Here is an 11764-nt window from a genome sequence, read left to right on the forward strand (position 1 = left end):
TGTTCTGCTGACCGAACCGGACGGACGCGTCGTCGCCGAGCGTCAGGCCGGGGGTTGGTTCAGGTGGTCTGTGACCCACCCACGGAGCAGAACGCGCGAGGTATCGACTTCTCCTGTGATCTTGCCCTGGCCTCGGAAGAAGGTGACCAGTTGATTCGCTCGTGCCACGTCGTCGTCCGTGAAGTCGCGCACCCCGAAATCGATCTGGGAGACGGTCCGACGGGCCTCGGCCGGATCCATCTGGATCGAGTCGGAGATCGCCTTGGCGGCCCGCTCCGGGTCGGCATCGGTGATTGCAGCGGCCTCGGCGATCACGTCGAACACCCGGGCGGCGACGTCCTCGTTCGCCGACAACCAGGAATCGGACGCCAGGATCCATTGTGAATACCTGGCTCCGAAGTCACCGGTCGTCGCGACGACACGACCGCCTGTCTCCACGGCCTGCTCGACCCACGGATCGAACGACAGGAATCCGTCGATGTCACCGCGGGCGAGCAGCGCCGGTTGCTCGGGCGGACTGGTGTTCACGAGCTTGACCGACGCCGGGTCTCGACCGAGGCTCCGCAGATACAAGTCGGTGAAGTAGAGCCCGATACCGGGGAACACACCCATCGTCTCGATGTCCTTGGGCTCCACACCCTCGCGGAGGGCCACCTGGAAGTAGCGGTCGGAATCTTCGAACGCGCCGAGCGCGCGCAGCGACGGATTCGCGGCCATGACGGTGAGCGCCGTGGAGTCGGCGTTCCCGGACAATTCCGAAGTCCCTGCCACAACGTTCTGCGCGCCGGCTGCTCCCCCTTCTGTCTGCATCACCTGAACGTCCAGTCCGGCGTCCTCGAACATGCCCTCGGCATCGGCGAGGAAAATCGGCGCATACGACGGGTCGACACCCACGGAGATGCGGATCAACCCGCTCCCCTGCGCTGCTTCGGTCGCGGGCCGGGTACAGGACGTCGAGGCGACGGTGAGAGCCGCCAGTGCCGCGACGGCGAGCAACGCGCGCCGTCCGATCGAGTGTGTCATGAGAATCCTTCGGGTGAGGTGGCGAGCCGGGTCAGCGGCCAGTGAAATGCGGCGGACGCTTGTCGAGGAAGGCTTGTAGCCCTTCGGCGGCGTCGGCCGTGCGAATGAGATCGAGGACACCGGCAAACTCCGCGTCCAGTGCCTGATCGAGTGGGAGTGTCCGTCCTGCTTCGACGACCCGCTTGAGGAGGCCGATTGCGGCCGTCGGTCTCGCCGCCCACTCGGCGGCGAGACGGTCTATCCGCGCGTCGAATTCGTCGTCCGCTACCACCTCGTCCACCAAGCCGATCCGGCGGGCCTCGTCGGCGGACAGGCGCCGACCCTCCATCATGAGGAGCTTCGCTCGATGAGCGCCGAGCAAGCGGGGCAAGCGCTGACTGCCGCCGGCCCCGGGAAACAGTCCGAGACCGATTTCCGGGAACCCGATCGACGCCGACGCCGCCATCACCCGCACGTCACAGGCCAGTGACAACTCCGCTCCGCCGCCGAGTGCATGCCCGTTGAGGGCTGCCAGCACGGGTTTCGGAGCGGTCTCGAGGACCTGCTGCACCTCGATCCAGGGCCGCATCGCGTGCTGCGTCTCCTCCGACAGTTCGCGCATCACTCGGATGTCGGCGCCGGCCACGAAGAAGCGTCCCGTTCCGCGCAGCACGATGCACCGCACGTCGGTGTTCGCCGCCAGCGGCTTCAGGGTGTCGAGCAATTCCGCGATCAGCGCAGGATCGAAGGCGTTGGCCGGCGGTCGCTCGATGCGCACGACCGCCACGGCGTCGGCCACAGCGGCATGGACCGATGCGGCGAGCGGAGGGAAGGAAGGCGTCATCTGTACTCCATGGGTCGGTCGACTGGAACTGAGAATTCGAGTATCAGTGCGCTCGCGCCCCGGCACACCCCCAGCGGTCCGGTAGGCGAACCCGCAAGACCCAACGAGGACCGCACGCGAAGCATTCCGCCGAATCGAATGAACTCTCCGACTCGCGACGGCTGAGAAACGGGGATGTACCGCCAGGAGGCTGGCGTGCGGTAGTCAACGCCCTATCTGTCTTTCGCCGATCTCCCACATCCATGCAGGTCAGCCTTTCGGGTCCGGCTACCGGGACGGTCTTGATGCGGCGGATGCCGCACCTGCAGATACTTGGCTGCCATTGGCGGGGCTCCAAGCCTTCCTGTACGCCTGCGAACTCTCGGGGTCGACCCTGCCGCCGTGAAACTGCTTGGTACCGGCCGTCCCGAGCAACCCGCCCTACTCGCCCGTGGCCACATCGACGCCTCCATTTCGTTCGACCGGGAATCATCCGACGGTCAAGTCCATGGGGGTGGTGTACGAGTTCGTCGCGTGACTCCTCGTTGGTGAGTTAGGCAGTCAAGGCCGGTGTCACCTCCTCGGTGGACTCGGTGCTGCTGTCGGTGAGCTTGTCGTTGCGGGAGCGGGCCAGAACATCCAGGCCGAGATAGCGGCGCCCTTCGATCCACTCGTCGTGTTGCTCGGCCAGGACCGCCCCGACGAGCCGGATCAGGGCGGTACGATCCGGGAAGATTCCGACCACATCGGTTCTCCTGCGGATTTCCTTATTGAGGCGCTCCTGCGGATTGTTGCTCCAGATCTGTTTCCAAATCTGCTTGGGAAATGCGGTGAACGCCAACAGGTCCGACCGTGCTGCGTCGAGGTGGTCAGCGACCTTCGGCAACTTCTCCGACAGTGCGCCGATGATTCGATCATATTGGGCATGAACAGAATCCGCGTCGGGTTGGTCGTAGACCGAGTGCAGCAACGTCTTCACCCAAGGCCACGACGCCTTCGGGGTCACCGCCATCAGGTTCGTCGAGTAATGGGTTCGGCACCTCTGCCACGAGGCACCCGGCAGGGTCCCACCGATCGCCGCCACCAACCCGGCGTGCGCATCGGAGGTCACCAACCGCACCCCGGACAGGCCGCGGGCCACCAGCGACCGGAAGAACGCCAGCCAGCCGGCACCGTCCTCGGCGGAGGTTACCTCGATTCCTAGGATCTCCCGGTAGCCCTCGGCGTTGACGCCGACCGCGACCAGGGTGTGCACGTTGACCACCCGCCCGTTCTCCCGCACCTTGAGCACCAGGGCATCGGCGGCGACAAAGGTGTACGGGCCGGCGTCAAGCGGGCGGCTGCGGAATGCTTCGACCTGGGTGTCGAGGTCCTTGGCGATCACCGACACCTGCGACTTCGACAGGCTGGTGATGCCCAACGAGTCGACGAGCCGGTCCATCCGCCGGGTGGAGACGCCGAGCAGGTAGCAGGTGGCCACCACGGTAGTCAGAGCCTTTTCGGCGCGTTTGCGACGCTCGAGCAACCAGTCGGGGAAGTACGAACCGGACCGCAGCTTCGGGATCGCCACGTCGAGGGTGCCGACGCGGGTGTCGAAGTCGCGGTGCCGGTATCCGTTACGAGAGTTGGTGCGCTCCTCGGAGCGTTGTCCGTAGCCGGCGCCGCACAGGCTGTCGGCCTCGGCGCCCATCAGGGTGTGAATGAACGTCGTCAGCAACTCGCGCAGCAGGTCGGGGCTTGCACCGGTGAGTCGGTCGGTCAGGATCTGCTGCAGGTCGATATCGTGGGCACTGGTCATCGCGTGGTCCTTCATCGAGTGACTTTGGTAGGTCTCTCGAAGAGTCACGCGATGGCCACCTTCGTTGGCTACGACACGCCGGTCAGATGCGGAACCGGTTCATACACCATCTTCATGGACGCAACCCATCCGACAATTCAAGGAGATTGGGTGAGCGTTACAACACGACTGTTCGCGAAAACAATTATCGTGCTGGCATTGACGGCGGCCCTGACAGGTTGCGGTACACATGCGGGACCCGAAGATGCAGCTTCACGTTCACAAGCAGAATCGGACAGTCATTCATTGGTCGTCACAACGAAAACTGGTGACGTGGAGGGGATATCAGCTGGACAGGTGGACCAGTTCCTCGGCATGCCTTATGCGGCCCCACCCATCGGCACCCTGCGGTGGGAGCCGCCCGCACCGGCGCCGACGTGGGACGGCATCCGTTCAGCAGCGGAATTCGGCCCGAGGTGCTATCAACCGGTGAGCAGTGGCAGCAACGATGTGCCTTATGGCGAAGATTGTCTGTATCTGAACGTCTATACACCGTCCGAACGAACGAGAGGGCCCCTCCCGGTCCTGTTCTGGATTCACGGAGGTGGCTTCATGACTGGTTCGGGAAGCCAGTCAGATGGGTCACAAATCGCGGAAAAGTTCAACACAGTCGTTGTCACCATCAACTACCGACTCGGCGCCTTCGGCTTCCTCCAGCTACATGGAGTCGATGACGGCACCGCAGGCAACTTCGGACTCCTGGATCAGCAAGCAGCGCTGCGCTGGGTTCGAGAGAACATCGCAGGCTTTGGCGGCGACCCCGGTCAAGTCACTATTGTGGGTCAATCTGCCGGAGGACACTCGGTGTGCGCCCAACTCGCTTCGCCGACAGCGACCGGCCTGTTCCAGGGCGCGATCATCCAAAGCGGCGGATGCCCGAGCCACTCAACTGAAGAAGCGCAGGCCGACGCCGTCTCGTTCGCGGGTTCAACAGGCTGCTCCGAACCCGGCGACATGGCCCGGTGCCTACGATCGCGATCAGGCGAAGAACTTCTCGCAGCGAGCGCGAATTTCGGGGGAATCCTCACCGGCCCTCTGCCCATCGTCGGGGGCCCCGAACTTCCGATTGCACCGGACGCGGCGATCAAGTCTGGTTCGTTCAACAATGTCCCCATCATGATCGGGGAGACACGCGATGAAACCCGAGGCTGGGCAATCCCTTTCGCAGACATGACCGAGGACCGTTACAAGCAGGAACTGCAAGAAGAATTCGGACCACTTGCACACGCTGTCGCCGACCAGTATCCGTACTCGTCGTTTCCGAGTCCGTACAGTGCGGCCTACGCACTCAGTACGATATGGAATGACAGCAGTGTGTTCTACGGGCTCGGAGGATGCCAATACCTGACGCTGGCGAACGACATTGCTGTCCACCAGCCACGAGTCTTCTTCTACAGGTTCGACGACGAGCACGCGCCCACACGCGAAACCAAACTCCCCAATTTCGACGTAGGAGCAGCGCATTCCACCCAGCTGCCGTACCTGTGGGGCGGGGAATTGGCGACGCGGTTCACTCCGGAACAGCAGCAACTGTCGCAAACGATGATGGCCTATTGGTCAGGATTCGCCGCGCACGGCAGTCCCACTGCTCCCACTCGGCCCGAGTGGCCGGCGATCGGTGACGGCAAAATCATGGTCCTGGACTCAGGCACCAACACACGCACCGTCAGCACGGAGCAGTACGCAGCGGACCACCGGTGTGGATTCTGGAACGAGCAGAACTACAACTGGCTCCCCACCACGCCCACTGCCTGACGATCGTCGACAACACTCTGGTTATCGTCACGCCGAGGCCCGTAGCGCCCACACACATACCGTGTCGTGACCAGGAAGGACGCAGGATTCCGGCCCCCAAGGGATCATTTGTGCCTTGGGGGTCTCGGGTGGTGGGTTCCATGCATGCCTAGATGGACGGGCCTCACAGCGAGCGCTATCGGTTGCGTCTATGAAGATGGTGTGCGGACCGGATCCGAATCTGACCGGCGTGTCGTAGCCCAATGAAGGCGGCCATCGCGTGACTCTTCGAGAGACCGACCAAAGTCACTCGATGAGGACCACGAGATGACCACTGCCCACGACATCGACCTGCACCAGTTCCTGCCGGACCGCCTCACCGACGCCAGTCCAAACCTGCTGCGGAGCCTGCTGGCCACGATCATCGACGCGCTCATGCGCGCCGAGGCCGACGCCCTGTGCGGTGCCGGCTACGTGCAGTGCGGTACCCCCACCCGCGCCGGCACTCTCGACGTCGCCATCCCCAGCTGCGGACCGGCTCGTACTTCCCGGACTGGTTGCTGCAGCGCCGCAAACGCGCCGAGAGGGCGCTGACCTCGGTGGTGGCCACCTGCTACCTGTTCCGCGTCTCCACCCGCCGGATGGAAAAACTCGGCGATTCCCTCGGCATCACCTCATTGCATCGCCAAGCTCGAGCCGGAGTAGGACGACTGACCCGTCCGCCGCGACACTGCCGCGAGGGGCGGGCGACCAGAGTGTGGCCGCCGCGAAACCGGACGACAAATACACACCGATTCACGTCAGCGGCTCACACGGCAACTTCCCCCGCTTGACCGCGTCGACCAAAGTCGCGTGGTCGCGTTCGGTCTGATCCGCATAGGCGTGCGCGAACCGGCTCAGTGCGACGTCGAGCGTGTCCGACTTTCCGACGTAGCCGCCGATCATCGACGCACCACTGGTCCGCGCGTGGCCCTTCGCGAGCAGGCGCCCGCAGATGCCGGCGTAGTCGGTCAGCGCTGCCGCGCTGAGGTGGTCGATCGGGATCGCGCCCTTCATGTTCCGGAATTGCCGCACGTAGTACTGCCGGCCCTCCACTGTGGTCCAGCCAAGCAACGGATCGCTGACGGTCTGCAGGGCCTGCTGGTACTCGACAACGCGCCGGCCCTGGTGGTCGTGCCAGGCGGACTCGCCGTGTACGAAGCGCGCCACGACGGAACGACGCGCCTGCTTGAGCTGCAGGAACACCACGTCGTCGGCACTGCTCCCTTCGCACAGCACGACGTAGGCACGCAGTCCGACGCTGCCCACGCCGACCACTTTGTGCGCGACGTCGACGACGGTGTAGCCACTGAGCAGTCGTGCCCAGTGGCTGGGCAGCGTGGTGAGGTATTCGTCGAGCCCGGCGGCGATTTGCTCGGCCTCCGCCTCGGACACCCGGGTGATCAGCGGCGGCTCCTCCACGATGCGCCGGCCGGTTTCGTCCTGCTCGGTGAATCGAGGCAGCGCCCGGTCGCTGACGCGGCGCCGAGCCCGCTCCGCGGCGCGGGTGATCTCGTGGCGCAGCGACTCGTCCGACGCCGTCGTCTGCAGCCGGTCGAGGTCGAGTCGCTCGAACGAGCGCGCCAGCAATGGTTGTTCCGCGAGCCAGCGCACATGCTTGCGATAGGTGGCGACGCAGGACTGCACCGCACTCTCGCACTGCCCCTCGGTCGCCGAGTTCTGCCGGCCCGCCACCCAGATGCTCGCAGTCAAGCGGCGCAGGTCCCATTCCCAGCCGCCGGGATGTGCCTCGTCGAAGTCGTTCAGATCCAGCACCAGGTCACGTTCCGGCGACGCGTAGAACCCGAAGTTGCCCAGATGCGCATCCCCGCAGATCACCGGCTGGATTCCGGTCACCGGCAGCCCGGCGAGGTCCTGGGCCATCACGATCGCGGTGCCGCGCAGAAAACCGTACGGCGAGGCCGCCATCCGCCCGACCCTGACCGGTATGAGCGATTCCACCCGACCCTGGTGCGACACACCGATCTGATCCACCACATCGGGGCGATCGTCCGGTGCGCGCCACTCGCCGAGCGCGGACCGCGGTGTCTGCTTGCGCAGGCGTTTGCCGAGTGCGTACCGCTCCGCCCTCGGCGTGGCCCGGCGGCGCAACGACGCGAACGACTGCCCGTCGATGGTCGGCAACACGATGTGCGCGTCCACGGTTGCGCGCCGACGTCGAGGATCGGGCCGTCCATCACGGCGTGCGGCTTGTCCGGGTTGGCCACGTTGCGCATCAGACAACTCGATCACCGTCTCTTCGCTGTGTGCAGTAAGGATGCGTGCAGCATATCGACGGGTACCTCACACTCGCGGCGAACGGTCACTAGCCGTCCACCCGGTCTGTCGATCCGCTCGACCATGTCGCCGCGGTGGGCGGCATCGCCGAGCAGATCAGGGAGCTACCTCGATTCCGGACCGAGGCGGTGTGCACATTGCAGTACCTGATGCGTCAGCAGTCGGTCACGCGAGACAATCCGACTCCCCAGCTCCCGGCAGCGGCTGTGTTCGAAGACTATTGGACCGAGCTCAACCTACTCGAGATCGGCAAGTACACAGCCGACAAGCATCTCGACAAGTTCGACGTCATCGATACGATCCGGGCGTACGACGCCACCCACCACACCGACTTTCTGATCACTCTGCGTGCGTACTTCGATTCGAACGCGAACGTGTCCACAGCGGCCGGCCGAGTGCATGTCCACGGCAATACCATTCGGTACCGGATCACCCGCCGCACCGAGGAGTTCCATCTCGACTTCGACGATCCGACCACTCGCCTATGGCTGTGGCTCCGACTCGTTTCGACAGACCCGATGTGACTGGACGCATGCGGGGTGGGTCCACTCCCCCGCGCTGTACCGGCTCTGGGACGTGACCGTTGCAGCCTGCACGCCGGGTGCCGGGAACGCGAGAATTGTCAGCGCCATGGCGCCGATGACGAGGCCGGCGAGACAGGCCGCGCCGCCTACGCTCGCGCGAATTGCGTGAAGTGGTTGAAATCTTCGACCTCTGTGTTGACTCACCATGACGATCTCCGTGTGCTCTCGACCGTGCCGCGGCGCCGGCGACGTGAAGCCAGCATGGCCGCGACTCGTCGTGACCACATCGGCCGAAGTACGCGTGCGCATACCTGCTTTTCGACTACCACTCCTCATTCGACCGTGGCTCGCTGACGAAACCGGGCGGTCAGTACCGCGGCGGCGAGTGCTGCCGCCAGAACGATGCCCGAAGCGACGAGCAATGCCAGGTGATAGCCATCGGAAAGCAGTGGTGTGACGATGAGCGGGCCCGCGATCTGACCGAGGCTGTATCCGGTCGTCAGGATCGCGACCGCGCGTGGGAACTGGAGGTGAGCGCCGATCGTCAGCGACATCTGACTGATGCCGAGGAATGTTCCCCCGAACAGGAAGGCGGAGACCAGGGCGGGCCAGATGCCACCTGCCACCGCGGGCAACGCGATGCCGGCGGCCTGAATGACGAGTGCGATCACCAGCAGGATCGGGCGAGACCATCGTCTGCCGAGCAACGCCCAGAGTGGACCGGACGGTAGCGCCGCCAGCCCGACGAGTACCCAGGCGCCACTGCCGGCGAAGCTGCCTGCGGTGTGGTCGATCGCTGCCACGAGAAAAGTGCCGGCGATGATGTACCCGACGCCCTCGAGGGAATAGCTGACGAAGAGCGCACCGAACCGGCGGTGCCCCTGATTGTGCGATCTTCTGCGCTCGGCCGTCGGCGCCGTCGGAGCGCGTTCCGGTGTGAGAGTCCACGCCGCGAGGGTGCAGATCAGGGTCAGCAGTGCGGCCGCCCACCACACGGAGCCCCACGTGCTCACCGACCGCAAGATGAGGACGACGAGCCCGGAAAGGGCAATACCTGCCCCGATTCCGCCGAACGCCCAACCCGACAGGTGTGCCGCGTGCCCACTCAGGTTGGAGTGCATGGCACTGACCGCGATGACGAAGACCATCGCGCTGGTGGCACCCGCAACACAACGCAGTACGGCCCAGGCGGTTTCGTTCGATGTCACCGGCATGAGCGCCAGCGTGGTGGTCAGGATCAGCATCGAGACACGTATGGCTGCCGCCGAGCGCATCAAGCCGGGTAGGACGATTCCGGCCAGCGCGCCGACGAGGTATCCCAGATAGTTTGCCGTCGCCAGAGCGGCGCCCGCCGACGGTGTCAATCCTGCCTGGGCCTCCATCAGAGGGAGAACAGGCGTGTAGACGAACCGTCCGATGCCCATGCTCGCCGCCAATGCGGCCCCGACCTGGCCGACCGTGATCCACGGCGATGTCGGCGTGCGGAATGCGGTCAGCTCGTCGGCGCTGTCTACTGCGTTCATGCGTTCTCTTTCAACAACATTCGGTCGGCGCGTAGGTCCCTCTAGCGAGCCACGGATTTCAGGGAAGCCGGGCGGCTGGACTCGTGGGTGTGGAACAGGAAACGCGACATCGCAGGGGTCATGGTGGAATCTTTACGGCGGATGAACAGGGTTTCCGCGCGCGAGTCGGCCGGCGCGAGGTGATGCACCTTCAACGCCGCCGCCAACGGCGAAGTGGTCACCACGCCCAGCGGCAGCAGGGTCACGCCCATCCCCGCGGCCGCACACCCGAGGATGCCCTCGAGAGTTCCGAACTCGAGGACGTCCGGGCTCGGCACTCCGTGCTGCTCGAAGAGCCGTTCCAGGCGGGCCCGGTAGGCGCAGCCGGCCCGGAGGACGAGAACCTTGTGCCGCCGGCCATCGGTCATTACGGAGTCCAGATCGGCCACGCGAACACCGCTCACCAGCACGAGTTGCTCGATGAAGACCTGCTCGGCGACCAGGTCCGGATGCCGTACCGGGCCGCAGACGAACGCGCCGTCGAGTCGATGCTCGATCACCTGGGTGGTCAGCGCGTCGGTGGTGTCGGTCGCCAAGGTGAAGTCGACTCGGGGGCACTCGTCGCTGAAGGCGGCCAGCACCCCGGGGAGCCGCAACCCGGCGGTGGTCTCCATGGAGCCGATCGCCAGTCGTCCACCCGGCTCGTGATCGTCGCTGACGACCTGCGTCACTTCCCGCACGAGCTGAGTGATCTGTTCGGCATAGGGCAGCAGACGTTCGCCGGAGTTCGTCAGGGTCACCCCACGGGCATGGCGGCGGAACAGTTCCACACCGAGTTCGTCTTCGAGCGCGCGGATCCGTGAGCTGATGTTCGACTGAACCGTCAGTAGTTCCTTCGATGCCCGGGAGATTCCGCCGGCGCGGGCCACGGCCAGGAAGAAGTTCAGATCGCCGATGTCCATGAGAATTACCGCGTTTCACTCCACAGGTCCCGAACGATCTCCCCTGCGGGGGCCGAACGAGCACTGCGATAGCCGGTGCCGGCCCAGAGTGCGAGGCCGTGCGGGTCGCCGGCGGCGCCTGCTGCGGCCCGCAGCCCACTGGTCAGCAGGTGTACCTGTGGATATGCCGCCACCGCGTGAGCATCGAAGTCGGTGATGAAGTCATTGACCAGGCCACGCGCGGGACGACCGGAGAACGCGCGGGTGACGACGGTGTCGGTGAAGCGGGCGTCGTGCAACGCGGCCCGGTGCGCGGGTTTGGTCCCTGCCTCGTCGGCGTCGAGGAGAGCGGTACCGATCTGGACGGCGGTGGCGCCGGCCGCGAGTGCCGCCGCGACGTCTGCTGCGGTCGCGATCCCACCCGCCGCGATGATGGGAAGGTCGATTGCCGAGCGGGCCGCCTCGACCAATTCCCTCGTCGAACGTGGGTCCGGCTCGGCGCCGGGGTCGAGCGTCGCCCGGTGCCCGCCCGCGTCGACTCCTTGTAGACCGATCGCGTCGACGCCCACCCCTGCGGCCGAGCACGCCTCGTCGACATCGGACACCGTGGCCACCACGGCGCTGCCGGCGTCGTGTAACCGATCGACGACGTCCCGCGGTGGAAGACCGAAGGTGAACGACACCACGGGAACGGCAAGCTCGACCGCGAGGCCGACCTTGGCGTCGAAGGCGTCGTCGTCGAAGTCGACGACCTCCGGCAGCGACACCTGCCAGTGTTCCGCGAGTCGCTGCAGTCGCGCCCGATAGGCCTCCACCGCGGCACGGTCTGCCAGGGGGCGGCCGGGGACGAAAAGATTGAGTCCGAACGGTGCACTCGTCAGCGCGCGGACCGCGTCGACCTCACGCCGAACCGCATCGAGGGTCTTGTACCCGGCCGCGAGGAAACCGAGGCCACCGGCGGACGAGACCGCGGCAACGAGCTCGGGCGTGCTCGGTCCTCCTGCCATGGGCGCCCCGATGATGGGAATTCGGAGGCCGTCCTCGAGATCGAACACCAGGATCCT

General features: G+C 65.4%; 9 protein-coding genes and 1 pseudogene. 3 read left to right on the plus strand and 7 right to left on the minus strand.

The features are described 5' to 3' along the window. Nucleotides 1-42 precede the first annotated feature (42 nt). The 3 genes from G9373_RS02515 to G9373_RS02530 form a co-directional block, all read right to left on the minus strand. Nucleotides 43-1023: an ABC transporter substrate-binding protein gene (locus G9373_RS02515; protein ID WP_005562221.1), complete on the minus strand. Its 981-nt coding sequence runs from the start codon at nt 1021-1023 to the stop codon at nt 43-45. 31 nt (nt 1024-1054) lie between these two features. Then, nucleotides 1055-1846 carry an enoyl-CoA hydratase-related protein gene (locus tag G9373_RS02520; RefSeq protein WP_005562223.1) on the minus strand — a complete coding sequence of 264 codons (792 nt, stop codon included), beginning with the start codon at nt 1844-1846 and terminating at the stop codon, nt 1055-1057. 532 nt (nt 1847-2378) lie between these two features. Further along, on the minus strand, nt 2379-3623 hold the full coding sequence (locus tag G9373_RS02530; protein WP_167113763.1) for an IS256 family transposase: 1245 nt from the start codon (nt 3621-3623) through the stop codon (nt 2379-2381). A 51-nt stretch (nt 3624-3674) separates the two neighbouring features. Here G9373_RS02530 and G9373_RS02535 point away from each other — a divergent pair, with 51 nt between their 5' ends. Together G9373_RS02535 and G9373_RS02540 are read left to right on the plus strand one after the other, a co-directional pair. Beyond that, nucleotides 3675-5417, plus strand: a complete 1743-nt coding sequence (locus G9373_RS02535; protein ID WP_206031512.1) for a carboxylesterase/lipase family protein — start codon at nt 3675-3677, stop codon at nt 5415-5417. Nucleotides 5418-5723: 306 nt separating this feature from the next. Continuing rightward, nucleotides 5724-6076 (plus strand): annotated as a pseudogene (locus G9373_RS02540) (transposase); the annotation flags it as partial. A gap of 115 nt (nt 6077-6191) precedes the next feature. On the opposite strand, the gene G9373_RS02545 reads toward G9373_RS02540, so the two are convergent. Further along, entirely contained in the window at nt 6192-7598 is a 1407-nt protein-coding gene (locus tag G9373_RS02545; RefSeq protein WP_005562224.1) for a DUF2252 domain-containing protein, read from the minus strand. A gap of 209 nt (nt 7599-7807) precedes the next feature. On the opposite strand from G9373_RS02545, the gene G9373_RS02550 reads away from it, so the two are divergent. After that, complete coding sequence (locus tag G9373_RS02550; protein WP_346842794.1) at nt 7808-8257, plus strand: helix-turn-helix domain-containing protein; 450 nt, start codon at nt 7808-7810, stop codon at nt 8255-8257. Between the two features lie 332 nt (nt 8258-8589). On the opposite strand, the gene G9373_RS02555 is transcribed toward G9373_RS02550, so the two are convergent. From G9373_RS02555 to G9373_RS02565, 3 genes are read right to left on the minus strand one after another with little or no spacing between them, the layout of a single operon-like run. Then, the gene (locus G9373_RS02555) at nt 8590-9780 is read right to left on the minus strand and encodes a YbfB/YjiJ family MFS transporter (protein WP_054246808.1); all 1191 of its coding nucleotides are present in this window, start codon (nt 9778-9780) and stop codon (nt 8590-8592) included. Nucleotides 9781-9821: 41 nt separating this feature from the next. Next, nucleotides 9822-10721: a LysR substrate-binding domain-containing protein gene (locus tag G9373_RS02560; RefSeq protein ID WP_005562229.1), complete on the minus strand. Its 900-nt coding sequence runs from the start codon at nt 10719-10721 to the stop codon at nt 9822-9824. 5 nt (nt 10722-10726) lie between these two features. Further along, entirely contained in the window at nt 10727-11755 is a 1029-nt protein-coding gene (locus G9373_RS02565) for a nitronate monooxygenase (protein ID WP_054246838.1), read from the minus strand. Nucleotides 11756-11764 lie beyond the last annotated feature (9 nt).

It is taken from the genome of Rhodococcus sp. A14, from assembly GCF_011603105.1.
In the GTDB taxonomy this organism is placed as follows: Bacteria; Actinomycetota; Actinomycetes; order Mycobacteriales; family Mycobacteriaceae; genus Rhodococcus_F; species Rhodococcus_F opacus.